Genomic DNA, 25,487 nt, shown 5'->3' on the forward strand with positions numbered 1-25,487 from the left:
CCTCCGGTCTGCTGCCGGACGACACGGCGGCCTGGCCGCGCGGGAAGCGATAGCGGGGGAGCGGGGGCTGCGGCACAGTGGTCGTATGGATGATCTCAACGCTCTCGCCGACGAGCACCTGGCCGCGGCCCGCGCCAACGCGCACGGGCGCAGCGCACATCTGCTGCTGCGCCAGGAGCCACTGCGGCAGACGGTGATCGCGCTCACCGCCGGATCCGCGCTGGACGAGCACAACGCGCCGCCCGCCGCGTCGCTCCAGGTGCTGCGCGGCGCGGTCCGGCTCACCGCGGGGTCCGGGGACGTGGACCTCGCGGCGGGCGGGCTGCACCCCATTCCTCAGGAGCGGCACGGGCTGCTGGCACTGGAGGACGCGGTGGTGCTGCTCACCGCCGTCAACGACTGAACCCACCTGGAGTACACCCGCGGGACCGAGGCATGAGAGAAAGGGGGACAGCCGGGACGCCGGGCACACCGGTGACGGCGTCCCGTCCGTCCGCCTTTCCTACCTCCCCCGGAGTAATCGCGTGCCCAGCAGGACCGACGACCCCGTCGCGGAACGAACCACGCCCCCGGCAGGGCGCACCGCGCGGAGGCGCTGGCGCACCGCACTGCGCAGGACCCCCGTATCGCTGTGGAAGGACGACCTCTCCGACTGGGCGGCGGCCCTCACCTACTACGCCATTCTGGCGTTGCTCCCCGCACTCCTCGTCACCGTGTCCGTCATCGGCCTGGCCAACCCCGGCGCCACCACGGCCCTGATCGCCGACATCACGGCCTTCGCGCCGGCCGAGTCCGGAGCGGCGCTGCGCCGGCCCCTGGAGGCGGCCACCCACGAGCGCACCGCCGTCTGGCTGCTCGTCGCCACCGGCAGCGTGAGCGCCGTGTGGTCCGCCTCCAGCTATCTGGCCGTGTTCCGCAGGGCGATGCACGCCATGCACCGGGTGAAGGACACCAGGCCCGCCCTGCGCCAGGCACACATCATCGTGGCCTCCGCCGTCGGGCTGCTCGTCCTGCTGATGGCCAGTGCCTTCGCCCTCGTGCTCACCGGACCCCTGGCACGCTGGCTCGGCCGCCGGCTGGGCCTGGCTCAGGCCGGCGAGACACTGTGGGAGGGGCTCAAATGGCCTGTGCTGCTCTGTCTGGTCGCCTGTCTCATCGTGGTCCTCTTCAGCACCGGCCCGCGTTCCGCGCGGAGCGTGCGGCAGGCGCTGCCGGGCGGAGTCCTCGCCGCGTTCCTGTGGCTGATCGCCTCGGCCGGCTTCGCGCTCTACGCGACCCACATCGGGAGCTACAGCCGGCTGTACGGTTCGCTGGCCGGCCTGGTCGTCTTCCTGATCTGGATCTGGTTCACCAACCTGGCACTCGTGACCGGCGCCCAGTTCAACGTCGAACTGGCCCGCACGGAAGACCTTCAGGAGGACGAGGTCCCCTGACGCCCTCAGGGCCTTGTGGGAGCGCTCCCAGGGATGAAGGATGAGGCGATGACCCGGACCGCGTACGTACGCCCCTACCGATCCGCCGACCAGGAGGCCCTCGCGGACATCTGTATCCGCACGGCTGACAACGGGGGTGACAGCACGCATCTGTATCCCGATCCCGCGCTGATGCCCGCGCTGTTCGCCCAGCCGTACGCCCACCTCGAACCCGAGCTGACCTTCGTCCTGGACGACGGCTCGGGGCGCGCGGTCGGCTACGTCCTGGGGACCTCGGACACGCGGCGGTTCGTGGACGCCTTCCGCGAGATCTGGCTCCCCCGGGTGACGGGCCGCTTCCCCGAGCCCGAACGTGAACCCCGGACGCTCACCGAGGCGATGACGGCGCTCCTGTACCGCCCGGAGCGGATGATCCTTCCCGAACTGGACGGGCACCCCGCGCACCTGCACATCGACCTGCTGCCGCCGTGGCAGCGCAAGGGCCACGGCAGGGAGCTGATGGGGGCGTTCCTGGACGCGCTGCACCGGAAGGGCGTCCGGGCCGCGCATCTGTCCATGCTGACGGCGAACACCCCGGCCAGGGCTTTCTACGACCGGCTCGGGTTCCGGGTGATCGACGTACCCGACCCCGGGCCGCTCACCTATCTGGGGCGTTCCACGGAGGGTGTGGAGACGTCGGGCTGGGCAGGTAGTGGGTGGCGAGCCCGGGAGAGGGCCGAGGCCGCAGGTTCAAAGGGGTGAAAGGCATGACGTGGAGTTTCGCGGACGACCGCGGCCAACGGGCGGTGGCGGACCGCAGGCCGTCCCGGGTACTCGCGTACGTCCAGGCGGGCGCGACGCTGTGGGACCACGGGATACGCCCGGAGGGGATCTTCGGCTCCGGGCACGACGGGGCGGAGCCCGACCGGGCGAAGACCGGCACGCTCCCGCTGGAGGCCGTGGACTACCGGGGCGCGGGTGACCAGCTGGACGTGGACACCCTGTTACGCGGCAGGCCCGAGCTGGTCGTCGCGGTCAGCTATGGCCACGGCCAGCTCTACGGACTGGACCCGGACATCGCCAAGCAGCTGGAGGAGCGTGTTCCTGTCGTCGTGATCGACGTCGGCCAGGCGCGCACCCTCGACCGGGTCGCCGAGCGGTTCGCCGAGCTCGCTCGGTCGCTCGGCGGCGCTCCGGACCCGGCTGCCGCGGATGAACTGCGGGCCGCCCGCGAGCGGCTCCGCGAGGCCGCCAGGGCCGCGTTCCAAGGGGCAAGGGTGCTGGCGCTCTCCCCCGCGAGCCAGGAGCAGGCGTATGCCGGCCGCCCGCAGATGTGGCCCGAGCTGCGCGTCCTGGCCGAGCTGGGAGTCGACCTCGTGTCCCCGCCTGTGGGGGCCGGCGTCAACTGGGCCACCCTGGACTGGGCGGACGTGGCAGCGCTGGAACCCCGCATCCTCCTGACGGACATCCGGTCCAACGCGGTCCCGTTCGAGGAGATCGCCGCCCCCGCCCGGGAGGCGGCCGGGCGAGGCGCGCGGATCGTGCCGTGGAATCCGGAACCCCTGTGCAGCCCGCAGGCCCACGCGCGTTTCCTTGGGCTCGTCGCGGACGCGGTGGAGGGGGTGACGGGCGACTGAGCAGGTTGCCCAAAATATTTCTGCAAAAACTATTTGGCAAAGTGTCGATGCGCTCTAAGCTCCCGCCATGGACAGCGACACGACGCACCGTGTGCTCGATCCCGAGCGTGACCCGGCGGCACTGAAGGCGCTCACCCACCCTCTGCGCCTGAGGCTGCTCGGCCTGCTGCGGCTGCACGGTCCCGCCACCGCGAGCGAGCTGGCGGTCAGGACGGGGGAGTCGTCCGCCTCGACCAGTTATCACCTGCGGGTGCTCGCCAAGTACGCCTTCGTCGGGGAGGCGGAGCACCGTGACGGACGTGAGCGCCGCTGGCAGGCCGTGCATTCCGTCACCTCTGCGGACAACGCGGCCATGCTCGCCGACCCGGCCGGCCGGGCCATGCTGGTGCTGGGCAGGCGCCGCCAGGTCGAGCATCTGCAGCAGACGATGGAGCAGCACGAGGCGGACATCGACGCGGGCCGCCTCGGCGAGGAGTGGCACGACGCCTCGGGGGTCGACGACCTGATGCCGCGGCTGACGCCGGAGTCCCTCCGCGAACTCCGCGACACGGTCACGGCCAGGCTCGCGGAGCTGACCGCACGCGACGAGCACGACCCCCGGGCCGAGCGGGTCGTCCTGCTCACCGCCTGGCTCCCGGTGGCCGGGAGCGAGCCGGGCGCACCCGCCGACGACGCGGCACCGGACGACGCACCCGCCGCCGATGGCGGCCCCGACGCCGGAAGCTCCTCGTGACCCCAGCGCCCGGGGCCGGCCCCGCCGTAGTCACCGGCCCCGACGAACGCACCGCGCGCCGCCGGTTCGTCACCGTGTCCTTCCTCTTCTGGCTGCCCGCGGGCCTGACCTCCGCGCCCATGGTGCTGCTCCTCACCGAGCGCGGCCTGACGCTCGCCGCCGTCGCCGCGGTCTTCGCCGCACACGCCCTGACCGCCGCCGCTCTGGAGCTCCCCACCGGGGGCCTCTCCGACGTCGTCGGCCGCCGCGCCGTCCTGGCCTGCGCCGGTGTGCTCAACGCCTGCGCCCTCACGCTCATAGCCCTCGGCACGACCCCATGGGTGCTCGCCCTCGGGATGGCCCTCATGGGCGCGGGCCGTGCCCTGTCCAGCGGGCCGGCCGAAGCCTGGTACGTCGACACCGTGCACGCCCACGCGGGCCCCGACGCCGAGATCCGCACGGGGCTGGCGCGCGCGGGTGCCGCGTCGTCCGCCGCCCTCGCGCTCGGCATGGTGCTGGGCGGCGCGCTGCCCTGGACGCTCGGCCTCGGACCGGGCCTGGGGGCCGAGCTGCGGACGCTGAGCTCGGATCTCGTCCTTCCGCTCTCCGTCCCCGTGCTCCTCGGCGTGGTGGTCGAGATCGTCTTCGTCCTCCACGTCCTGACCGCCCTGACCGAACCACCCCGCCCCCCGGCCACCCTGCGAACCGCCCTGCGGGGCGTCCCCGGTGCCATCGCCGCGGGGCTGCGGCTCGGCGCCAGGGACACGCTGGTCCGCCGCATCCTGATGACCGCCGGAGCAACGGGCACGGCGTTCGCGGCCCTCGAACTGCTCACTCCGGGCCGCGCCGCCGACCTGACCGGTTCGGCCGAGTCCGGTGCGGTGCTCTTCGCCGGACTGGCCGCCACCGGATACGTCTGTTCGGCGCTCGGCAGCCGGCTGGCACCGCTCGTCGCCCGGCTCGCCGGAGGCAGCGAACGCGCGGTTCTGACGAGCCTCGGCGCGAGCACCGCCGGTCTCCTGGCGCTCGGAGCCACGGTGTCCTTGGACGGGGCGCCTGCGCTGACCGTGGCCGCCACCGGTTACGGCCTGATCTACCTGGGCCTCGGCGCAGCCGGACCCAGCGAGAACGACCTCCTGCACCGCCGCGTCGACGCCACCGGCCGGGCGACCGCCCTCTCGGTGCAGTCGCTCTCCCTGCAACTGGTCGGGGCGGCCGGCGGGCTGACCGTCGGCGCGCTGCCGGCCGGGCCCCTCCCCTGGCTGCTCGGCGCCGTGGTGATGCTGACGGGAGCCCTGCTGTGGTCCGGCCGCGAAGCCGCCGTCCCGCCGGCCGCCGCCGTCACCGGGAACGGCGGCGGCTGACACCCCTCTGCTCCGTACGGACGCCCCGGTTCGCGCGGGGCCCCGCCCTTGGCGAGGCTGGCCCGGAGCCGGGACGCGAGATCCCGTACACCCAGGAGCAGACATGCAGCAGGACAAGCACCCTTCGTACCGTCCCGTGGTCTTCCGTGACCGCTCCGCCGGGTACGCCTTCCTGACCCGGTCCACCGCGTCGAGCGAGCAGACGATCGACTGGGACGACGGCAACAGCTACCCGGTCATCGATGTGGAGATCTCCGCCGAGAGCCACCCGTTCTTCACCGGCAAGGCACGAGTGGTCGACACCGAGGGCCAGGTCGCCAAGTTCGAGCGGCGCTACGGCGACGAAGGGCGTGGCGACGCCCCCTGAGCCCCGGGCCTCCACGGGTCCCCGCACACGGGGCAGAATCGGCGCAGCGTGTCCCGTGACAGCCGTGCCCCACCCGGGGCACCCGCCCGCGTACTCCCAGGAGACCCACCCCCATGCCCGACAGCCCCGCCCTGCTGGTCATTGGAGAATGCGTCGCCGACATCGTCCGGCTGCCGGGCGTGCCGGACCGGATCCATCCCGGCGGCAGTCCCGCGAACGTCGCGTACGGTCTGGCCAGACTGGGCCGCAGCACCACTCTGGTCACCCAGCTCGGCCCGGACCCGGTGGGGCGGCTGATCGGGGACCACCTGGCTTCGGCCGGGGTGCGGGTCCTCACGGACGGGAGCGGTGCGCCCACCCCGGCCGCCACGGTCGACCTCGACGACGCGGGCCGGGCCACGTACACCTTCGAGATCACTTGGACGCTGGGCCCGGTGGAGCGGCCCGGGGAGATGCCCCAGCATGTTCACACCGGCTCCGTCGCCACCGCCTTGGAGCCCGGCGCGGACACCGTCCTGGACCTCGTCCGGTCACTCCGGACGGAGGCGACCATCAGTTACGACCCCAATGTGAGGCCCGCGCTGATGGGTGACCACGCCCGTGCCGTACACCGGGCGGAGCGCTGTGCGGCACTGAGCGATGTCGTCAAGGCCAGCGACGAGGACCTGCTATGGCTGTATCCGGACGAGCTCCCGGAGGAGGCCGCCGGGCGGTGGCTGCGCTCCGGGCCGGCGGTCGTCCTGCTCACCCGTGGCGCAGGAGGGGCAACAGCGTTCCTGCCGGGCGCGACGGTGAGCACCGGAGCTCCGCCGGTGCCGATCACGGACACGGTGGGGGCGGGCGACGCCTTTATGTCCGGCACCCTGCACGCCCTCGCCGCCCACGGCCTGCTCGGAGCGCGGGGTCGCGCCCGGCTGCGTGCCCTGGACACCGCCGTACTGCGCGATGTACTGCGCCACGCCGTGGCCTCGGCCGCCGTGACCGTCGCACGGGCCGGCGCCCTGCCTCCCGACGAGGAGGAGCTGGCAGTGGCTCTGACCAGCGTGCCCGCCCCGGAACACTAGAGCGTCCAGGGTGTCCTCGCCCGTACCGCGGTCGTTGATTTCGTTATGACCATGACTCTTGTCCCCACCGTCCCACCGTCCACCACCGAACAGCTGACCGGCGTCCTCCTCGGTCCGGAATTCCGCCGCGAACACGGGTTCTGGCAGCGGCTGATCAGCACAGAACCGTTCCGCCGTCCCCCCGGCGGAACGTCCGAAGAGCGACTGGAACTCGCCTACGACCGTTTGCGGATCCTCAACCTCTCCCTCGACAGCGGAGCACGCCTCGCCGCCGACCCGCGCGCACTGGCCGCCCTGCACGCCTGGCTCGGCCCGGTGGACCCCGCGCTGACCACCGTGGCGGGCATTCACTACAACCTCTTCCTCGGCAGCCTCCTCGACCACGCCTGCGTGGGCCGCCGCGATCTCTCCGACTACCTCACGATGCGGCGCATCGGCACCTTCCTCTGCACGGAGGTGGCGCACGGCAACAACGCGTCGGCCATGGAGACCACCGCGACGTACGACCGTGAGCGGGACGGCTTCGTCCTGCACACCCCGAACGCGGGCGCGCAGAAGTTCATGCCCAACACCAGCCCGGCGGGCGGAGCCAAGTCCGGTCTGGTCGCCGCACGCCTGGTGGCCGACGGGTCCGACCACGGGGTACGCCTCTTCCTGGTGCCGCTCACCGACGACGAACAGCCGCTGCCGGGCATCCGGGTGCGGCGCCTCCCCGCCCGGATGGGCAGCCCGGTGGACCACTGCCTGACCTCGTTCGACCGGCTCTTCGTGGCGCGGGACGCCCTGCTGGGATCCGACGAGGAAGGGCACCCCCCCGGCGAGTTCAGGACCGGACCGGGCGACAGGCGGCGGCGTTTCCTGACCTCGATCGGGCGGGTCGTCCCCGGCCGGATCTCGATGAGCGCCTGCGCGGCGGGCTCGGCCCGCGCGACCCTCGCCGTCGCCGTGCGCTACGGCGGGCACCGGCTGATCTCCGGGACCCGGGGCGCGCCCCCGGTGCCCGTCAACGCGCACCGGACCCACCACGGACCGCTCGCCTCGGCCATGGCCACGGTCTTCGCCATGAGCCTGCTCCACCGCAGGGCACAGGAGCGGTGGGAAGCCAGTACGGAGAAGGACGGCCGGAGGGACGCGGGCAGGCTCGTCGACGTCGCCAAGGCATGGATCACCTGGCGGGCCCGTGACGTCATCGTCGAGAGCCGTGAACGCTGTGGCGCGCAGGCCCTGCTGGAGAACAACGGCATGACCGAGCTCGTCACGGGAGTGGAGGGAGCCATCACCGCGGAGGGCGACAACATCGCCTTGTACGCCAAGGCGGCGACCGACATGCTCTTCGCCGCCGAGCCCGGCCGGGCGGACGTCCCGGACCGGGGCCCGCACCCCGGTGACCTGGCCGAACCGCGTTTTCTCGGCGAACTCCTCGGCGCGGTCCAGGACATCTGGTTCGCCCGGGCGAGAGACCGCGCGCAGCGGGCGCCCGGCACCGACCTCCTCGAGCGGTGGAATGCGGCCTCGGGCCCCGCCCTGCGCGGGGTCGAGGCCTATGCGTACCGCGAGGCCGCCGCGGCCTACGCCGAGGCCCGCGCGGCGCTGCCCGAGGGGGGCGCCAGGGACCGGCTGGGAGAGTTGGAACGGCTGTTCGCCGTCGAATGGGTGGCCCGCAACAGCGGCGATCTGCTCGCCGCAGGCCTCCTGAGCGCCGGTCAGGTCGAAGCCCTCGCGGAGAACGCCGAGCAGCTGATCACGGCCGTCGCCGCGCACGCCCCGCAACTGGCCGAATCCTTCGCCCTGCCCGAGAAGCTGCTCGCCGACTGGCCGATCGCCGGACCCGGCTACGCGAAGGCGTACGACGATCCCCTCGGACCCTGGAACGCCGGCCCGGAGAACGCCCGATGAACGCCATGGCCAAGGGGCGGGCCGCGTGCGGACGCCTCGGGGAGAGCCTGGAGATCCTGGGCCTGCGCGTCGTTCTGCTGGCCTACTGGGGCACGGTGTCCATGATCGCCCGCCGGGGCGGACAGCCGCAGGCGCAAGGCGGCGAATCGGTTCACCCCAAGGGCTGACCCGCCCGAAGGCCGGTACGGAGGGGTGCCCGCGCCGTACCGGCCGTCAAGCCCCCGAAACCCGCGACGCGCCGCGTGATAGCTTGCAGACGCCAGTCACACTCCACGTGGAGTCAGGGAATCCGGTGCGAATCCGGAGCTGACGCGCAGCGGTGAGGGGGACGGGCGGGGCCACTGCCACTGGGACACCCTCGGGTGCACCGGGAAGGCGTCCCGTCCGGACGAACCCGAGTCCGAAGACCTGCTGGCACCCGCTTCCGTACCGGGGGCGGAACACCGTAGCGGGCTTCGCGCATGAGCCCAGAGACGCCGAGGGACTCCGTGCCGCCCATAGCCAGCACCGTACGCCGAACCGCCCTGCTCGTCGCGGGACTCGTCCTGCTGACCGCCTGCGACGGGGGCGGGAGCACGTCCGACGGCGAGGCACGGGAAGGCGCCGCCGCCGGCTTCCCCGTGACGCTGAAGAACTGCGGTCGCACGGTGACCGTCGACGCGGCACCGCGTCACGCCGTCTCCCTCAACCAGGGATCGACGGAGATCCTGCTCGCCCTGGGCCTCGCCGGCCGGCTCGCCGCCACCGCGACGTGGACGGACCCGGTGATGAAGGGGCTGGAGAAGGACGAAGCCACCGTGCCGCGTATCGCCGAGAACCAGCCCTCCTCCGAGAAGGTCCTCGCCGAGGAACCCGACTTCGTCAGCGCCTCGTTCGAATCCACTCTCGGCAAGGGCGGTGTGGCATCCCGCGACCAGTTCGAGGAACTGGGCGTACCGACGTACCTCTCGCCCACCGACTGCGCGGGCAAGGACCACACAGGCAGCAGCGACGGCTCCCGTACCGAGCCTCTGACCATGGACCGCGTGTACGGCGAAGTACGCGACCTGGCCGAGGTGTTCGGCGTCCCGGAGCGGGGTGAGGAGCTGGTCACCAGCCTCCGGGACCGCGTCGACAAGGCGACCGAGGGCATCGACGCCTCCGGTACCACGATGCTCTACTGGTTCGCCGACGCCGAGGCCCCGTACCTGGCGGGCTGCTGCGGAGCCCCCGGCATCATCACCGAGGAACTCGGCGCGGAGAACGTCTTCGACGACACCCACGAGGAATGGCCCCAGATCAACTGGGAGACCGTCGCCGACCGCAACCCCGACGTGCTGGTCATCGGCGACCTGACCCGTAAGTCGCAGACGGCCGAGAGCGCCGCGAAGAAGATCGAGTTCCTGGAGTCCAACCCCGCCACGAAAAACCTGGACGCCGTGCGGCACAAGCGGTACGTCCTGCTCAGCGGCCAGGCCATGAACCCGACCATCCGGACCGTGGAGGGCGTGGAGCGCGTCGCGGCGGGGCTGCGTTCGTTCGGACTCGCGGGGTGACGAGGACCGAACACGCTCCGGACACACACGTGGAGCAGCCACCCGCGGTCCGTACGGCCGCAGGAGCCCGGCGCCTGCGCGACGGCGTGCTGTGGGGCGCCGGGATCGCCCTGCTGCTCCTGTCCGTCGCGGTCGCCGTCACCATCGGACCCGCCCGCGTCTCCGTCCCCGACGTCTGGTCCGTGGTGGCCTCCCACCTCGGCCTCGCCGACGCGCGGCTGACCCCCATACGCGACGGCATCATCTGGAATCTGCGCATGCCCCGCACCCTGCTCGCCGCGGTGTGCGGAGCCGGGCTCGCGGTGTGCGGCACCGTGATGCAGTCGCTGCTGCGCAACCCGCTCGCCGACCCGTTCGTCCTCGGCGTCTCCTCCGGGGCGTCCACCGGGGCGGTCGTGGTCGTCATCCTGGGCGTCGGCGGGGGAGCGGTGTCGATCTCGGGCGGCGCCTTCGTCGGAGCCCTGTGCTCGTTCGCCCTCGTCCTGCTGCTCAGTCATTCCCTCGGCGGTTCCACCGACCGGGTGGTCCTCTCCGGGGTCGCGGCCATGCAGCTCTTCTCCGCGCTCACCTCCTTCGTCGTGATGACCGCGGCCGACGCCGAACAGACCCGCGGCGTGCTGTTCTGGCTGCTCGGCTCGCTGAGCGGGGTCGGCTGGGGCGATGTGTGGATGTGCTCCGCCGTGCTGGGCGTGACCCTGCTGATCTGCCTCGGCCATGCCCGTACCCTCGACGCCTTCGCCTTCGGGCAGGACGCCGCGGCCGCCCTCGGGGTGCACGTGGCCCGCACCCGGATCGTGCTGCTCTGCACCACCTCGCTGCTCACCGCAGCACTCGTCAGCTCGGCCGGAGCCATCGGGTTCGTGGGCCTCGTCCTGCCGCACGCCGCCCGGGCACTCACCGGATCCGGGCACCGGAGGCTGCTGCCGGTGACCGCGCTCGCAGGAGCCGTGTTCCTGGTCTGGGTCGACACCCTGGCCAGGACCGTCCTCGACCCGCAGGAGGTCCCGGTCGGAGTCGTCACCTCCCTCATCGGGGTGCCCGCCTTCGTTCTGGTCCTCTACCGCACGAGGAGAAACGCATGACCCGGGCGGGCCCGTCCGGCGACGGTCTGCGGGCAGCACGGGTCGGCAGGGAGGCCGGCGGCAGGATCGTCCTCGACGACGTGAGCATCGCGCCGCCACCGGGCAGCACGGTCGGGCTCCTGGGACCGAACGGCTCCGGCAAGACCACGCTGCTGCGGGTGATGGCGGGCGTACTCACCCCCGGCGCGGGCGTCGTCACCCTCGACGCCCGCACCCTCGCGGAGACCGGCCGGCGAGGCGTGGCCCGCCGCGTGGCCGTCGTCGACCAGCACGCGGTCACCCAGGTCGACCTGAGCGTGCTGGACGTCGTACGCCTCGGCCGCATCCCGCACCGGCGCGCCTGGTCAGGGCCCGGCCCCGAGGACGAGGCCGCCGTACGGGAGGCTCTGGCCCGCACCGGGCTCGCCGACCGCGCCGGGCAGTCCTGGCACACCCTGTCCGGCGGTGAGCGCCAACGCGTCCAGATCGCCCGTGCCCTGGCCCAGCAGCCGCGTGAACTGCTGCTGGACGAACCCACGAACCACCTGGACATCCAGCACCAGCTGGAACTCCTGTCCCTGGTCGCCGCACTGCCGGTCACCGCGGTGGTGGCGCTGCACGACCTCAATCTGGCCGCGATGTTCTGCGACCGGGTCACGGTCATGAAGGAAGGCCGAGTGGTGGCCGGCGGAACGCCCTCGGAGGTGATCACCGAGGAACTCATCGCCGATGTCTACCGCGTACGGGCGGTGGTGACGCCGGAAGGGCCCGACGGGCGCCCGTCGGTGCGGTTCTTGCCGGGAGAAGCCGTCCACGGACGGCGGAAGTGCGACGAGAGGGCGGGCCCGTGAACCGCCCGGGTCCGCCCCTCGCTGGTGTCGTGCGGCCTTTCGCCGCTGTGTGTGAGGGGTCAGCGACGACGTCCCTGGCCGAACTCGCCGCCCATGTCCTTGCCGCTGCCCGCGTCCTTGCCGTCCGCGTAGTCGATCTTCTCCTTGCGGAGTTCGGCGGAGACTTCCTTCTGCTCGGTGACCCTGCTGGTTTCGAGGTGGACCCGCTCCACGGGGACCGCCTCCTTGCGGACGGTGGCTCGTTCGGCGTGCAGGGTGACTTCGACGTCCTGCTCTCCGAGTTCGCGCCCCTTCATGCCTGTTCCCTTCTCGCCAGGCTGCAGAGGCTCACGCACCACGCGTACCTCCTCATGGGACACGGGCACCGTCCGGGTGACGTTCTCGGTCACGACGTACTTGTGCAGCCGTGCCCTTCCGCTCTCGTACTCCTCCGTACCGATCTGGAGCTGCTCCTCGGACCGGATCATGTCTTCCCGGCCTCCGGCGCCCGTGGCGGACCGTTCGGCTCCGGCTCCTGCGAGCGGGCGCGACGTGGAGGAGGTGTCCATGTCGCGGTGCCTGCCCGCGCCGGCTGTGGTGCCGGTGGCCTTCGCCTGGCCGGCCGACGTGGTACGAGCGGTTCCGGCAGCACCGGCAGCACCGGCGGCTCCCATCGCTCCCGTTCCGGTCCCGGAGGTCGTGCGTGCGTCACCGCGCGCCCCGCCGGTACCGGTGCCCTTCCTGGTCATGCCGTAGTGCCGGTACAGCTCCTCCTCCTCCGACACGGAGAGGTGTGCGTCCGCATCCACCCGGGGGGCGTCCTTGACGCGGTCCTTCGGATGCGAGACGTGCAGGTCGGAGCCCACGCGGCGGGCTCCTGACAGCGGTACGAAGCTTTCCTTCATGCCGAACAGGCCGGTCTTGACGGTGATCCAGTCGGGCTTGCCGGTGTCGTCGTCGACGTACACCCGCCCCACTGTGCCGACCTTTTCTCCGTCGCTGTCATAGACGGTCAGACCGTCGAGTTCTCCGGAATCCGTGAAACCGTCAGCGGCTCCCATGGCCGATTCCTCCTCGCCCGGGCGCGTCCTGTGGGTGGGTCCAGCAGGGGAGGCGCGTCCGGATTCCATCGCGCCTCACCCAGTTGGACGGTGCAACTTCCCGGCCCGGGCGCTGAGCGGCCCAGAACACCGGGAAGGGGCGGTGGCCCCGTTCCACGCGGATATCGGCCCACTGCAAGCGTTACGCCATTCGAGTGAGCACTCTCCTGGGTGCGCCAGATGTGCGGCCCCCGCCCGCCCGTATGATCGACGCGCTGTCGCCGACCGTCGGCCCGGCCTGTCGCGGGAGGTGCGCCATGGGATCCGCAGGCACCCTTCTGCCCCGGCAGCGCGGCGAACTGCTGGCCCGGCGGGAGGACGGTCTCGGACTCCACCACCTGGTCTGGCGGCTGGGGCCCGGCTGGCGGGTGTGCAGCAGCGCCGTGCTCGGCGGCGGGCTCGGCCCACGTGCCTGGATCCTGAACGCCCAGGTGCCCGGCGGCTACCCACGGCTCGACCCCGACCGGCACCTCGCGGAGATCGCGGTGGCCGAGGCGCTCGACGGCCCGGGTGCCGGACTGATGACGGCCGCCGACGTCACCGCGTACGCCGTCGCCGACGACGGAGGCGTGACAGCGACCGTCACCAGTGGCCTCGGCGTACGGGGATGGGCCGCGGCCCCGGCCGAAGGCACCGACGGCCCGCCGCCACCGGGAACCGTCAACATCGTCGTCACCCTCCCCGTGGCGCTCTCCGACGCCGCCCTGGTCAACGCGGTGGCCACGGCCACCGAGGCGAAGGTCCAAGCGCTCGTGGACGCCGGACTCGACTGCTCCGGGACGCCGACGGACGCGGTCTGCGTCGCCGCCCCCGATCCGGGAGGCGGGCCCGGTGAACCGTTCGCAGGACCGCGTTCGCGCTGGGGCGCGCGACTCGCCAGAGCCGTGCACCGCGCCGTTCTGGACAGCGCCCGGCGGCATTCTTGAGCTCCACCGGTCCCCGGGACACCGCGCCGTGGCCGTCCCGGGACCGGGTCCCGAGACCGTCCCGCACCGACGAAGGGAATCTCCCCATGACCACCGCACCCCCCGCCGACGCCCTCCCCGGCACACCTACCGTCGCGGTCCTCGGCACCGGCATCATGGGATCCGGGATGGTCCGCAGCCTGCTCAGGGACCGGCTACCCGTCAGGGTCTGGAACCGCACGCGGTCCAGGGCCGAGCCGCTGGCCGCCCACGGCGCCACCGTGACGGACACGGCCGAGGAAGCGGTACGCGGGGCCGACGTCGTCCTGACCGCCCTGAACGACGGCCGGTCCGTGGCGGAAACCCTCACCGCCGCGACGCCGGGTCTGCGGCAGGGGCAGATCTGGCTTCAGAGCTCCACCGTCGGGCTCGACGCGACGACCGACCTCGTCCACCGGGCCGCCGGACTGGGGCTGGTCTACCTCGACGCCCCGGTCTCCGGCACGAAACAGCCCGCAGAGCAGGGCGCCCTCACGGTGTTCGTCTCCGGCCCGTCCAGCGCCCGCGCGACGGCGCTGCCCGTCCTGGACGCGATCGGGCAGCGCACCGTATGGGTCGGGGAGGAACCGGGGGCCGCCACCCGGCTCAAGCTCGTCGCCAACACCTGGGTGATCAACATGGTCAACAGCGTGGCGGAATGCCTCAACCTCTCCGAGGGACTCGGTCTCGACCCGCAGCTCTTCCTGGACGCGATGAAGGGCGGCCCGCTCGACACGCCGTACCTCCAGGGCAAGTCCGCGGCGGTCCTCTCCGGCGATCTCAGCCCGAGCTTCGCACTCTCCACCGCGCTCAAGGACTCCCGGCTGATCCTGGACGCGGCCGAGGCGTCCGGGGTGAAGCTCGACCTGGTCGCCGCCTCCGCCGAGCGGTTCACCCGGGCGGAGGCGGCCGGACACGGGGGCCAGGACATGATCGCCACCTACTACGCAGGCCGCCCCGAATAGCCGCTCAGACCACGGTCACCGGATGCCGCACCACCGCGTCGAACAGATAGCCCTGCGTGTTGTGCGCGGTCGTCGCCGGCTGGGTGCGGCCCGAACGGTCCGTCGCCCGCGCGAGCAGCACGCCGGGCCCGGTCTCCTCCGGAACCCAGTCCGCGGTCCAGCGCACCCAGCTGCCGGGCCTCGGCTCGTCGCGCAGCCGCGCGGGGCGCCACCGGACGCCGCCGTCGGTGCTGACCTCGACCGAGCGCACCGGCGCGCCGCCCGACCAGGACCGGCCGGTGAGCAGATGCCTGCGGTGGGCGGCGAACGAGGCACCCGGGGCGAGCTCGAACGCGCTCTTGAGCGTCTGGCGGGCCAGCGGTGCGCTGCCCTCGGGCGGGTATCCGGGGCCGAAGAGCCGGTACAGGCCGGTGTTCCACGGGCTCAGCAGCGGCTCCGCGCTCACCTCGATGTCGCCCACCCACTTGATGTTCGCGATGCCCACCCAGGACGGCACGATCAGCCGGACCGGAGCGCCGTGATCGGGCGGCAGCGGCTCACCGTTCATCTCGTACGCGAGGAGCACGTCGTCCAGGGCCTTCGCCACCGGCAGGGGCCTGCGCACCCGGCCCAGATTCGTCCCGTCGCTGATGACTTCCGCGTCCAGGCCGCGCGGCAGCACGTCGACCGCGTTCCCGCCGATGCCCGCCCGGCGCAGGACCTCCGCGAGCCGCACCCCGCGCCAGCGCGCCGTCCCGATCGCGCCCAGGGTCCACGCGGTACCGCTGACCTGCTGACCCTGCTGCGAGGTGAAGAAGCTCCGGCCGTTGCCCGCGCACTCGACGAACGCGGTGCGGGTGACGGACGGCAGGGCGCGCAGTGCCTCGTACGAGAAGTCCACCGGACCGCCGGTCAGCCCGCTGCCCCAGAGCGTCAGCTTCCAGTCCGCAGCGTCGAGGACGGGTGTCGCGGTGTGGTTGCGGACGAAGAAACGGTCGGCGGGAGTCAGCAGCCCGGTGTCGCGCAGCGCCGCGAGGTTCGTCTCGGCGTTGGTGCCACGCACCGTGAACAGCTCCGGCGGCAAGGGCTTCACCACCCCGGGGAGCGACGGCCCCGCGTGTGCGGGGGACGCGGCGGCCGGGATCAGCGGAGCCGCCACCGAGGCGGCGGCGACCAGCTTCAGCAGATCACGGCGGTCGATCCCCGCCGATCTCGCACGGCCACGGGTCCATTGACGAACCCTCAGCCGGTCGTACGCGGCTTCGGACGGTGGTACAGCACTCATGGGCGCTCCAGGGGAAGAGATCTGCGGTCAGGACCGGTTCGGAGAGGACAGCGGGCCGGGGCCGGCGGGCCGGGGCAGCAATTCCCGTACGAGAGCGCCCACCTGGTCCGTCTCGATGAGGAACCCGTCGTGCCCGTGGGGCGACTCGATGATCCGGAGACGGTCGGAGCCGGGCAGCAGCGCCGCAGGCTCCGCCTGCTGCGCCGGTGGATACAGCCGGTCCGTGTCGATGCCGGCGATCAGGGCGGGCATGTCCGCCCGGCGCAGTGCCCGCGCGACACCGCCGCGGCCCCGGCCCACGTCGTGCCCGTTCATCGCCTCGGTGAGCGCCACATAGCTGCCCGCGTCGAAACGGCGCACCAACTTGGCCGCGTGGTGGTCGAGATACGACTCCACCTGGTAGCGCCCGCCCCGCGAGGGCAGTTCACCGGGCTGCGCCCGCCCGCCGAACCGTGACGTCAGTTCCGCCTCGCCGCGATACGTGACATGGGCGATCCGCCGTGCCAGCCCGAGCCCCCGGTGCGGGCCCGAGCCGGGCGGCGCGTCGTGGTAGTCGCCGCCCTGCCAGCCGGGGTCGTTCCGGATCGCGGTGATCTGCATGCTGCCCCAGGCGATCTGCCCGGCCGAGGACGCGGCGGGAGCGGCCAGCATCAGCAGTGACCCGGTGCGGCCGGGGCGGCTCACCGCCCATTCGAGCGCCCGCATGCCGCCCATGGAACCGCCGAGCACGGCGGCCCACCGGTCGATCCCCAGCGCGTCGGCGAGCCGTGCCTCCGCCGCCACCTGGTCACGGACCGTCAGATACGGGAAGGCGGCACCCCAGGGGGCGCCGTCGGGGCGCCGGGAGGACGGACCGGTGCTGCCCTGGCAGCCGCCCAGCACATTCGGTGCGACGACGAACCAGTGGTCGGTGTCCACTGCCAGGCCCGGGCCGATCAGCGCGTCCCACCAGCCGGCCGACGGGTGCCCGGGCCCGGCGGGGCCCGCCGCGTGGCTGTCACCCGTGAGCGCGTGCAGGACCAGCACCGCGTTGGCGCCGTCCGGGGCGAGCCGGCCCCAGGTCTCGTACGCCAGCCGCACATCCGGCAGCGTGGCACCGGACTCGAGCCCGAGCGGACCGTCGAGCACCACCCACGAGCGGCGGCCGGGCGGGTCCCCCTCCCGCCACCCTCCGGCGGCCGGCGGGTGGGGGAGTGCGGCGGGCGCGGCGACCCGGTTCAGGACGCCGCCTTCGCGGCGCGGAACCCGGCCTCCAGATCCGCCTTGAGGTCGTCCACGTTCTCCAGGCCCACGGAGAGCCGCACCAGGCCCGGGGTGGCGCCCGTGGCGGCGAGCTGTTCCTCGGTCAGCTGGCTGTGCGTCGTGGACGCCGGGTGGATGATCAGGCTCCGCACGTCACCGATGTTGGCGAGATGACTGAACAGTTCGACCGCGTCCACGAACCGCTTGCCGGCCTCCACCCCGTCCCGGAGTTCGAAGGCGAGCACGGCGCCGGCGCCACGCGGCAGGTAGCGCTGTCCGGTCTCGTACCAGGGGCTCGACCCGAGGCCGGCGTAATGCACCGCCGACACCTCGTCGCGGCCCTCCAGCCAGCGGGCCAGAGCCAGCGCGTTGGACGTGTGCCGCTCCAGGCGCAGGCTCAGCGTCTCCACGCCCTGGAGGAGCAGGAAGGCCGAGTGCGGTGAGAGCGCCGGCCCGAGGTCACGCAACAGTTGGACCCGCAGCTTCACGGCGAAGGCGCCGTGCCCGAGGTCCGGCCAGTACCGCAGGCCGTGGTAGCTGGGGTCGGGGGTGTGGAAGTCCGCGAAACGCTCGGCGTGCGCGCCGAAGTCGAAGGTGCCGCCGTCCACCACGACACCGCCGATCGTGGTGCCGTGACCGCCGAGGAACTTCGTGGCCGAGTGGATCACGATGTCCGCGCCGTGCTCCAGCGGCCGCAGGAGGTAGGGCGTGGGCACCGTGTTGTCGACGATCAGCGGAACCCCCGCCCTGTGCGCCACGTCCGCCACGCTCCGGATGTCGAGGACGTCGCCGCGCGGATTGCCGAGCGTCTCCGCGAACAGGGCCTTGGTATGGGGCCGGACCGCTGCCTGCCACGCCTCGATGTCATCGGGGTCCTCGACGAACGACACCTCGATGCCGAACCGGGGGAGCGTGTGCCGGAACAGGTTGTACGTACCGCCGTAGAGGGACGCGGAGGACACGATGTGGTCCCCGGCGCCCGCCAGCGTCAGGAGCGCGAGCGTCTCGGCCGCCTGACCGGAGGCGAGCGCGACGGCGGCGACCCCGCCCTCGAGCGCGGCGATCCGCTGTTCCAGGACGTCCTGCGTGGGGTTGTGGATCCGTGTGTAGATGTTGCCGGGCTCGGCCAGCGAGAAGAGATCGGCCGCGTGCTTGGTGTCCTTGAACACGAAGGACGTCGACTGGTAGATCGGCACCGCCCGGGCCCCGGTCGTCGGATCGGGAACGGCGCCGGAGTGGATCTGCTTCGTCTCGAAGGACCAGGCGTTCCCGGCGTCCGGCCGGTCGTGGTCCTCGACGGTGTGCCCCGCTGTGACGGAGTCGACGGGCTGGCTCATGTCATACCTCGCACGGTCGTTCGGAGGAGGTTCGCGTCAGCACGGTGGCGGACGCGGTGGCGTACTGGTTACGGACCGTAGAGGCCGCCGGCGCCAGGACGGAAGCAGGTCGCGCACGTGGCCACGAAGCTGCAATGCCGCCGCAACAGACACGCCGGACCGGCCCCGTCGTTCACGGAGCCGGCCCGGCGTCGGTGGCGCGTCAGTCCTGGGTGAACATCCCGCTGCGCAGCTTGAGCAGAATGCGGCTGAGCAGTCGGGAGACATGCATCTGCGAGATGCCGAGCTCCTCGCCGACCTGAGCCTGCGTCATCTCCTGGCCGAACCGCATGTCGATGATGCGGCGCTCACGTGCGTCGAGCTCGCCCAGCAGCGGGGCGAGCGTATGGAGATTCTCCACCGTGTCCATCCCGGGATCGGGTTCGCCCAGCACATCCGCGTAGGAGCGCCTGCCCGCCGCGTGGCCCGTCGGGTCCGCAGTGTCGGCCGGCATGTCGAGCGATCCCGCCGTGTAGCCGTTGGCCGCGACGAGGCCCTCGCTGACCTCATCTTCCTCGAGACCGAGGTGTTCCGCGAGCTCCTGCACCGTGGGATCCCGGTCGAGGTCCGCGACCAGCGTGTCCTTCGCCTTCGCGAGGTCCACGCGCAACTCCTGCAGCCGACGTGGCACATGCACGGACCAGGTGGTGTCCCGGAAGAAGCGCTTGATCTCGCCGACGATGCAGGGCACGGCGAACGAGGTGAACTCGACCTCGCGGGAGAGGTCGAAGCGGTCGATGGCCTTGATCAGACCGATGGTGCCGACCTGGATGATGTCCTCCATGTCGCCGCCGGCCCGGTTGCGGAAGCGTCCGGCGGCGAACCGCACGAGGGACAGATTCATCTCGATGAGAGTGTTCCGCGCGTACTGGTACTCGGGGGTTCCTTCTTCCAGCGCCCGCAGGCGCTGGAAGAAGAGCTTCGACAGCTTCCGGGCGTCCTGCGGGGCGATCTGCCCGGCGTCCTCGATCCAGGGAAGCCCGACCGGGGCACCTGCTCGTTCCGCACCGGCGGTCTGTGCAGTGTGCGCGGTCATCCTGTCACGCTCCTCAGGTTTGTAGGCCGTGAGGTGTAAGCGCCTGCCCGGCGGGCTGCAACTCATGCACGAGGAGGCGGATTTGCGCCACACCCATGCGTGTATTGGCCGGGAACGTGCGTGATCGTACACATAACCGCCCCACCGGTACGGGGGAGCCCGGTGGGGCGGTCGCATCCAGAGTGCCACAGGCCGACGCCGGTTGGGGCCGTATCCCGCGCAGTAATGCGCGATTCGCCTGACGGCCGGGGCGTCCGCCCCGCGTACCGCACACTCCGGTTCCCCCGGCGAGCGCTCAGATTGCACGCTCGTGAACAGACCGGCGCCCGGGAATAGGCGCGGGGCGGATCAGCCTTCCACCCCCTGTCGCCGGCCGTCGATATCAACCGGAGTGAGAGAGCCCATGCCCGAAGCCACACCTCTGCCCACGAGCCTGCCCACGTCGGGGGCCGCGGATCCCTCCGCGCTGCCGCACCCGGTTCCGTCCACGGGGCAGACGCCCGTCCCTGATACGGGAATCGAAGCGTCGCATCCGCTGGACAACCCGGCCCGCGCCTCGCTGACCGGTCCGCACGCCCGTTTCGCCGAGCGGCGCGGCCGCATCCTGCGCTACCGCCCCGACGTCACCCCCTGGCTCGCCCTGCCGGACGCGCCCGACGCCCAGGACTGGGCCGACGTCGCCGCGCTCGCGGGTCCCGGAGCTGCCGTCACACTCACCGCCTTCCGCGAGCTCCCGCCGGCCGACTGGGAGATCGTCTTCCAGGCGGAGGGCGTCCAGATGGTCGACGAGACCGTGGACGCCGCCCCCGACGCGGAGGCCCTGCTCCTCGGTCCGGCCGACGTGCCGGAGATGCTGGACCTGGTCGGGCGCACCCGCCCCGGCCCCTTCCTGCCGCGCACCGTGGAGCTCGGCACCTATCTCGGCATCCGGCGCTCCGGAGTGCTCGTCGCGATGGCGGGGGAGCGGCTGCACCCTGCCGGATGGACCGAGATCAGTGGCGTCTGCACCGACAGTTCCGTACGGGGTCAGGGACTCGCCACACGCCTCATCAGGGCCGTCGCCCATGGCATCAGGGAACGAGGCGAGACGCCCTTCCTGCACGCCGCTGGTTCGAACACCTCCGCCATCCGGCTCTACGAATCCCTCGGCTTCGCCCTGCGCCGCAAAACCTCCTTCCTCTCGGCGGTCGTCCCCGCGGACGCGGCGCCGCCCGCCGACGCCAGGACCCGAGACCAGGGGGCGGGTAGCTTGGAACAGGTGGGGCGATAGGGACGAGCAGGTGGGAGGCGTGCCGTGGTCATGGGGCTCCGGCGCCCGACGGCGGCGCGCAGACCGCAGCTGCCCGGTGCGGATCCGGGAGAAACGGCGGCGGGCGCCGCCCGGATCGGGAACTGGGCGCTCGCGCTGTGGCTCCTTCTCCTGACCGTCGTGGTCGTCCTCCTCGACGCCCTGACCGGTACCGACCTCCCCCTCATCCCGCTCATGGTCGTGGTGCCCGCATTGGCCTCGGTCTTCTGCACGGTCCGCCAGACCACCGCCGTGGCGGTATGGGTCACGCTGGTGGTCGTCGGATCCCGGATCGCATCGACCGGCGCCTTCTGGGACGTGGTCTTCCTCATCGGTTTCACGGCCCTTGCCAGTGCCCTGGGCGTCGTCGCCTGTGCCGCACGCATCCGGCACGCCACCGAGGTGGCGAGGCTGCGCTCGGCCGCCGTCGCCCTGCAGCGCCAGATCCTGCGCCCGCTCCCCATCGTCACGCGGCAGATCTGTGCCCACGGTCTCTACGAGCCGATCGAGGAGGACCGTTTCGTAGGCGGCGACATCTACGAGGTCGTGCAGTCGCCCCATGGAACCCGGGTGATCATCGGCGACGTACAGGGCAAGGGCCTGCCCGCGATCGGGGCCGGCTTCGCCGCGCTCGGCGCGTTCAGGGAGGCAGCCGTCAGGGAACCCGAGCTCGCCGCGGTGGCCGACGCGGTCGAGGACGCGGTCGTCCGGCACAACGCGTTCTCCGCCGAGACCGGTGAGGAGGAGCGCTTCGTCACCGCCCTGCTGCTGTGCTTCGACGGTGGCGACCGGGCGCAGGCCGTCAACTGCGGCCATCTGCCGCCACGGCTGCTGCACGACGGGGCGGCGACGGCGGTCACCCTGTACCGGACGTCCGTACCGCTGGGCATGGCGGATCTCGGCGGCGAGGCGCGCGTCGCCGAGTGGGTCGGATTCCCGCCGGGCTCCGCCCTGCTGGTCTTCACCGACGGGGTGACCGAGGCACGTGACGCGGCGGGAGACTTCTATCCGTTCGACGACCGGCTCGGCGGCTGGGCGGGGTGTGAGCCGGACCAGGTCCTGGACGCGATCCAGGCCGACCTGCAGAGCTTCTCGGGCGGAGTGCGCCGAGACGACATCGCCGTGCTCGTCCTGAGCAGGCAGCAGGACGGCGGGAACGCCGCGGCGCACGGCCGCACGAACCAGCACCTGCACCGCTCATGACCTGTCGATGCCCCCTCCGGAACCTTCTGGGAAACACTCCCGCCTCTCCTGCTGACCGTCCAGGGCGGTCGCGGCAGGCTCCGTAGTGCCGACTGCCCCAACCTGTGGTGGTCCCGGGTGCGCTACACCGGCCTCTTGTTCCTCGCGGTGGAGGTGGAGACCGGCCGGCGTGCCCGGGATGAAGGGCACGGCGCCCGCCGGGCCCCAAGAGCGCGTCGACCACTTCGAGATCAGCCGGGGCCGAGCGGCCAGGGGCTCGGGGGACGGGGCACAGCGAGGGCGGGGCGGGTACGCGTCGTCCGGGGCACAGGGGGTACGCGAGGTGCGACACCGGGCCGGCACCGGAACGGCGCGCACCGACGGGAGCAACGACATGACCGACCGCAGGCCGCAGGGAACCGCCGGCACCGGGGCGGAGGGCAGCCCGCCGCCGATACCCGCGGACATGCCCGACCAGCAGGCCCAGGACGGCGAGGACGCCCTCGACGTGATCCTCCCGCCGGGTACCGAACGCCCCGGAGCGGAGCCGGACGCCGGCTCCGGCGATCCCGACCCCGACGAGGCCGGCTCGGGCCGCGACTCCGCCCGCAACGCCGGCGTGCACCCGGAACACCCGACCCCGGACGAGTCGACGGGGTGACTCGGAGCCCGCGCACGTGACCTGGAGCGGGCGGCCCCGGTGGACCACGGGCCACCGGGGCCGCCCTCGGCATGGCTACAATGGGTGCCATGGGTTCGTACTACTTTTTTCTCTGATGCGCGGCCAGGACGCCGCCGAGCGACGCTGAGCGTCGTCGTGTGACCCGTCAGGTCACGCTGTTGCCGCAGTCCTCTCCGTTGTCCGACACCCCAGTCCCGCAGCGCGCCTCCGTCCGTGACGGACGTCGATGTCCGCGCCGCCGAGGGCATGTCACTTCAGGGAAAGCACCCATGTCTCTACAGCACCCCCGCGCCCAACTGGCCATGAGCGACGTCTCCAAGGCATATGGCGACCGATCCGTCCTCGACCAGGTGTCCCTCACCGTCCGCCCCGGGGAGAAGACCGGTGTCATCGGCGAGAACGGGTCCGGGAAGTCCACCCTGCTCCGGCTGATGGCCGGGGCGGAGACCCCGGACAGCGGCGACATCACCGTCAGCTTCCCGGGCGGCACCGGTCACCTCGCCCAGACCCTCAGCCTCGACCCCCGCAGCACGGTCCAGGACGCCGTCGACGCGGCCCTCTCCGAACTCCGCGCCCTCGAACGGTCGATCCGCGCGGCGGAGGAAGCGATGTCCGACGGCGAACCCACCGCCCCGCAGCTCGCCCTGTACGGGGAGCTCCTGACGGCGTACGAGGAGCGCGGCGGATACCAGGCGGACGCCAGGACAGATGCCGCACTGCACGGCCTCGGGCTGGGCCACCTCACCAGGGACCGAGGGCTCGGTACGCTGTCCGGCGGTGAGCAGTCCCGGCTGTCCCTGGCCTGCGTGCTGGCCGGCGCACCGGAACTCCTGCTCCTCGACGAGCCCACCAACCACCTCGACGCCGCCGCCGTCACCTGGCTGGAGGACCACCTCCGAGCCCACCGTGGCACCGTGGTCGCCGTCACCCACGACCGGGCGTTCCTGGAGCGGATCACCACCGTGATCCTGGAGGTCGACCGCGACCTGCGGAGCGTCTCCCGGTACGGGGACGGCTGGGACGGCTACCGCGCGGCGAAGACCGCCGCGCGCCGCCGATGGGCCCAGGAGCACCAGGAGTGGCTGGCCGAGCTCGCCCGCACCGAGGAGCTGGTGGGCGCGGCGTCCCGGCGCCTCGCCGGGACGGGCAAGGACCCCGGGCAGGGCTTCGGCAAGCACCGAAGGTCGCACGAGGCCAAGCTGTCAGGCCAGGTCAGGGCCGCCAGGACCCGTGCGGAGGCGCTGCGGCGCTCACCCGTCCCCGCGCCTCCCCGGCCGCTGAGCTTCACCGCCGGCCTCGCCGTGGCCGGTGCCCTCGACGACTCCGCCACCCTGGCCGAGCTGGACGCCGTCCGGGTCGGCGAACGGCTGGACCTGCCGTCCCTGCGCGTCGAGCCGGGCCGACGGCTTCTGGTCACCGGGCCCAACGGCGCGGGGAAGACCACGCTCCTGCGCGTCCTGGCCGGTGACCTCGCGCCGGACGCCGGAACGGTCCGACGGCGGGGCAGAATCGGCTACCTCCCGCAGGAACTCCCCGCCAGGCCCACCCGCCGTTCTCTGCTCGCCACCTTCGCCGCCGGCCGGCCGGGATTCCCCGACGAGTACGAGGACGAACTGCTGGCCCTCGGCCTGTTCCGTCCGGAGGACCTGACCGTGCCCGTGGCGGCCCTGTCCATCGGGCAGCAGCGCAGGCTCGCCCTGGCGCGGCTGGTGACCCGGCCTGCGGATCTGCTGATCCTGGACGAGCCCACGAACCACATCGCGCTCGGCCTGGTCGAGGAGCTGGAGGCCGCGCTCGACCGGTACGAGGGAGCTGTCGTGGTCGTCTCGCACGACCGGAGCTTCCGCGAACGCTTCACCGGCGACCGCCTCGAACTCCGGGCAGGCCGCGCCGTGGCGGATTCCGGGCCCTACGCCTCCGAGGGCGCGCGCCCCTCCCGGACGTAGACACGCAACCGCTCGACGAAGACCCGCTGGCCCGCCACCAGCAGGACCAGGGCCTCGTCCGGTGCGCACCAGGCGAACCGGTCCATCTCTGGGAACTCCCGCAGCACACCGGACCCCATGGGCCATTCCATGGTGAAGATGCCCGGCACCGCCCCGGCAGGGTCCAGGTCCGCTTCCACAGCCCATACGGTCAGGGTCTTGCCGCCGGACTGACGCGTCTGTCCCAGCGGCACCCAGGTCCCGTCCGGGACGGACAGCCCGAGCTCCTCCTCGAACTCCCGGCGCGCGGCGGCGGCAGGCTCCTCAGCGGGTTCGTACTCACCCTTGGGAATGGACCAGGCCGCCGTCTCGCGACGGGCCCAGAACGGCCCACCCATGTGGCCGATCAGCACCTCGGCGTCCGGCCGGCCGTCCTCGCCGGCGACGACGCGGAAGAGCAGAAGCCCCGCACTGCGCTTGACTGTCGGCATGTCGTCAAGTGTGCGGGGCGGCGCGGCGGAAGGCGACCTGGCCGGGGATCCGGAAGGCTACGCGTCAGGGACGGGCAGGGGGTCACTCCTTCGCCGCGCGCTGTTCCACCTGAT

The 25,487-nt window shown here is 72.4% G+C and carries 25 protein-coding genes and 1 riboswitch; of the genes, 19 read left to right on the top strand and 6 right to left on the bottom strand.

Going from position 1 to position 25,487, the window contains the following annotated elements:
* Positions 1-85: 85 nt before the first annotated feature.
* From ACFYQ5_RS15280 to ACFYQ5_RS15340, 13 genes are all read left to right on the top strand, one after another.
* Positions 86-403 carry a cupin gene (locus ACFYQ5_RS15280; RefSeq protein WP_389197749.1) on the top strand — a complete coding sequence of 106 codons (318 nt, stop codon included), beginning with the start codon at positions 86-88 and terminating at the stop codon, positions 401-403.
* Between the two features lie 121 nt (positions 404-524).
* Complete coding sequence (locus tag ACFYQ5_RS15285) at positions 525-1,433, top strand: YihY/virulence factor BrkB family protein (RefSeq protein WP_389197751.1); 909 nt, start codon at positions 525-527, stop codon at positions 1,431-1,433.
* Between the two features lie 48 nt (positions 1,434-1,481).
* Positions 1,482-2,174: a GNAT family N-acetyltransferase gene (locus ACFYQ5_RS15290; protein ID WP_389197753.1), complete on the top strand. Its 693-nt coding sequence runs from the start codon at positions 1,482-1,484 to the stop codon at positions 2,172-2,174.
* A gap of 5 nt (positions 2,175-2,179) precedes the next feature.
* On the top strand, positions 2,180-3,049 hold the full coding sequence (locus ACFYQ5_RS15295) for an ABC transporter substrate-binding protein (RefSeq protein WP_389197754.1): 870 nt from the start codon (positions 2,180-2,182) through the stop codon (positions 3,047-3,049).
* Positions 3,050-3,116: 67 nt separating this feature from the next.
* Complete coding sequence (locus ACFYQ5_RS15300; RefSeq protein ID WP_389197756.1) at positions 3,117-3,782, top strand: helix-turn-helix domain-containing protein; 666 nt, start codon at positions 3,117-3,119, stop codon at positions 3,780-3,782.
* Positions 3,779-5,125: an MFS transporter gene (locus tag ACFYQ5_RS15305; RefSeq protein WP_389197758.1), complete on the top strand. Its 1,347-nt coding sequence runs from the start codon at positions 3,779-3,781 to the stop codon at positions 5,123-5,125. The genes ACFYQ5_RS15300 and ACFYQ5_RS15305 overlap by 4 nt, the downstream gene beginning before the upstream one ends.
* Positions 5,126-5,228: 103 nt before the next feature.
* The gene (locus ACFYQ5_RS15310) at positions 5,229-5,492 is read left to right on the top strand and encodes a type B 50S ribosomal protein L31 (protein WP_389197760.1); all 264 of its coding nucleotides are present in this window, start codon (positions 5,229-5,231) and stop codon (positions 5,490-5,492) included.
* Positions 5,493-5,605: 113 nt separating this feature from the next.
* Positions 5,606-6,556 (top strand): carbohydrate kinase, encoded by a 951-nt coding sequence (locus ACFYQ5_RS15315; RefSeq protein ID WP_389197762.1) that lies wholly within the window; start codon positions 5,606-5,608, stop codon positions 6,554-6,556.
* 51 nt (positions 6,557-6,607) lie between these two features.
* Positions 6,608-8,452: an acyl-CoA dehydrogenase gene (locus ACFYQ5_RS15320; RefSeq protein ID WP_389197764.1), complete on the top strand. Its 1,845-nt coding sequence runs from the start codon at positions 6,608-6,610 to the stop codon at positions 8,450-8,452.
* Entirely contained in the window at positions 8,449-8,619 is a 171-nt protein-coding gene (locus ACFYQ5_RS15325; RefSeq protein ID WP_389197766.1) for a hypothetical protein, read from the top strand. Before ACFYQ5_RS15320 ends, ACFYQ5_RS15325 begins: the two co-directional genes overlap by 4 nt.
* A gap of 76 nt (positions 8,620-8,695) precedes the next feature.
* A riboswitch (cobalamin riboswitch) is annotated at positions 8,696-8,883 on the top strand.
* Positions 8,884-8,913: 30 nt separating this feature from the next.
* Entirely contained in the window at positions 8,914-9,987 is a 1,074-nt protein-coding gene (locus ACFYQ5_RS15330) for an ABC transporter substrate-binding protein (RefSeq protein ID WP_389197768.1), read from the top strand.
* A gap of 29 nt (positions 9,988-10,016) precedes the next feature.
* Entirely contained in the window at positions 10,017-11,069 is a 1,053-nt protein-coding gene (locus tag ACFYQ5_RS15335) for a FecCD family ABC transporter permease (RefSeq protein WP_389197770.1), read from the top strand.
* Positions 11,066-11,899, top strand: a complete 834-nt coding sequence (locus tag ACFYQ5_RS15340) for an ABC transporter ATP-binding protein (protein ID WP_389197772.1) — start codon at positions 11,066-11,068, stop codon at positions 11,897-11,899. Before ACFYQ5_RS15335 ends, ACFYQ5_RS15340 begins: the two co-directional genes overlap by 4 nt.
* A 59-nt stretch (positions 11,900-11,958) precedes the next feature.
* Here the strand turns inward: ACFYQ5_RS15340 and ACFYQ5_RS15345 are convergent, their stop codons facing one another.
* The gene (locus ACFYQ5_RS15345; RefSeq protein ID WP_389197774.1) at positions 11,959-12,939 is read right to left on the bottom strand and encodes a PRC and DUF2382 domain-containing protein; all 981 of its coding nucleotides are present in this window, start codon (positions 12,937-12,939) and stop codon (positions 11,959-11,961) included.
* A gap of 296 nt (positions 12,940-13,235) precedes the next feature.
* Here ACFYQ5_RS15345 and ACFYQ5_RS15350 point away from each other — a divergent pair, with 296 nt between their 5' ends.
* On the top strand, positions 13,236-13,904 hold the full coding sequence (locus tag ACFYQ5_RS15350) for an adenosylcobinamide amidohydrolase (protein WP_389197776.1): 669 nt from the start codon (positions 13,236-13,238) through the stop codon (positions 13,902-13,904).
* An 86-nt stretch (positions 13,905-13,990) separates the two neighbouring features.
* A complete protein-coding gene (locus ACFYQ5_RS15355) occupies positions 13,991-14,887 on the top strand; it encodes an NAD(P)-dependent oxidoreductase (RefSeq protein WP_389197778.1) in 897 nt (298 codons plus the stop codon).
* Positions 14,888-14,891: 4 nt separating this feature from the next.
* On the opposite strand, the gene ACFYQ5_RS15360 is transcribed toward ACFYQ5_RS15355, so the two are convergent.
* The 4 genes from ACFYQ5_RS15360 to ACFYQ5_RS15375 all read right to left on the bottom strand — a co-directional run bounded on the left by ACFYQ5_RS15360 (position 14,892) and on the right by ACFYQ5_RS15375 (position 19,805).
* Entirely contained in the window at positions 14,892-16,151 is a 1,260-nt protein-coding gene (locus ACFYQ5_RS15360; RefSeq protein WP_389197779.1) for a sulfite oxidase, read from the bottom strand.
* A 27-nt stretch (positions 16,152-16,178) separates the two neighbouring features.
* Positions 16,179-17,372 (bottom strand): homoserine O-acetyltransferase, encoded by a 1,194-nt coding sequence (locus ACFYQ5_RS15365; protein WP_389197916.1) that lies wholly within the window; start codon positions 17,370-17,372, stop codon positions 16,179-16,181.
* Positions 17,369-18,730, bottom strand: coding sequence for a bifunctional o-acetylhomoserine/o-acetylserine sulfhydrylase (locus ACFYQ5_RS15370; RefSeq protein ID WP_389197781.1), 1,362 nt, complete (start codon positions 18,728-18,730; stop codon positions 17,369-17,371). The genes ACFYQ5_RS15365 and ACFYQ5_RS15370 overlap by 4 nt, the downstream gene beginning before the upstream one ends.
* 202 nt (positions 18,731-18,932) lie before the next feature.
* Complete coding sequence (locus tag ACFYQ5_RS15375) at positions 18,933-19,805, bottom strand: RNA polymerase sigma factor SigF (protein WP_389197783.1); 873 nt, start codon at positions 19,803-19,805, stop codon at positions 18,933-18,935.
* 403 nt (positions 19,806-20,208) lie between these two features.
* Here ACFYQ5_RS15375 and ACFYQ5_RS15380 point away from each other — a divergent pair, with 403 nt between their 5' ends.
* The 4 genes from ACFYQ5_RS15380 (at position 20,209) to abc-f (ending at position 24,903) form a co-directional block, all read left to right on the top strand.
* Entirely contained in the window at positions 20,209-21,075 is an 867-nt protein-coding gene (locus ACFYQ5_RS15380) for a GNAT family N-acetyltransferase (RefSeq protein WP_389197784.1), read from the top strand.
* A gap of 24 nt (positions 21,076-21,099) precedes the next feature.
* Positions 21,100-22,296 carry a PP2C family protein-serine/threonine phosphatase gene (locus tag ACFYQ5_RS15385; RefSeq protein ID WP_389197785.1) on the top strand — a complete coding sequence of 399 codons (1,197 nt, stop codon included), beginning with the start codon at positions 21,100-21,102 and terminating at the stop codon, positions 22,294-22,296.
* A gap of 373 nt (positions 22,297-22,669) precedes the next feature.
* Positions 22,670-22,936 carry a hypothetical protein gene (locus ACFYQ5_RS15390; RefSeq protein WP_389197917.1) on the top strand — a complete coding sequence of 89 codons (267 nt, stop codon included), beginning with the start codon at positions 22,670-22,672 and terminating at the stop codon, positions 22,934-22,936.
* Positions 22,937-23,226: 290 nt separating this feature from the next.
* Positions 23,227-24,903 carry a ribosomal protection-like ABC-F family protein gene (abc-f, locus tag ACFYQ5_RS15395; RefSeq protein WP_389197786.1) on the top strand — a complete coding sequence of 559 codons (1,677 nt, stop codon included), beginning with the start codon at positions 23,227-23,229 and terminating at the stop codon, positions 24,901-24,903.
* On the opposite strand, the gene ACFYQ5_RS15400 is transcribed toward abc-f, so the two are convergent.
* Positions 24,867-25,373, bottom strand: a complete 507-nt coding sequence (locus ACFYQ5_RS15400; protein ID WP_389197787.1) for an NUDIX domain-containing protein — start codon at positions 25,371-25,373, stop codon at positions 24,867-24,869. The two genes, abc-f and ACFYQ5_RS15400, sit on opposite strands and share 37 nt — an antisense overlap.
* Between the last annotated feature and the right edge of the window lie 114 nt (positions 25,374-25,487).

Source organism: Streptomyces sp. NPDC005794 (assembly GCF_042871445.1).
Lineage (GTDB): Bacteria > Actinomycetota > Actinomycetes > Streptomycetales > Streptomycetaceae > Streptomyces.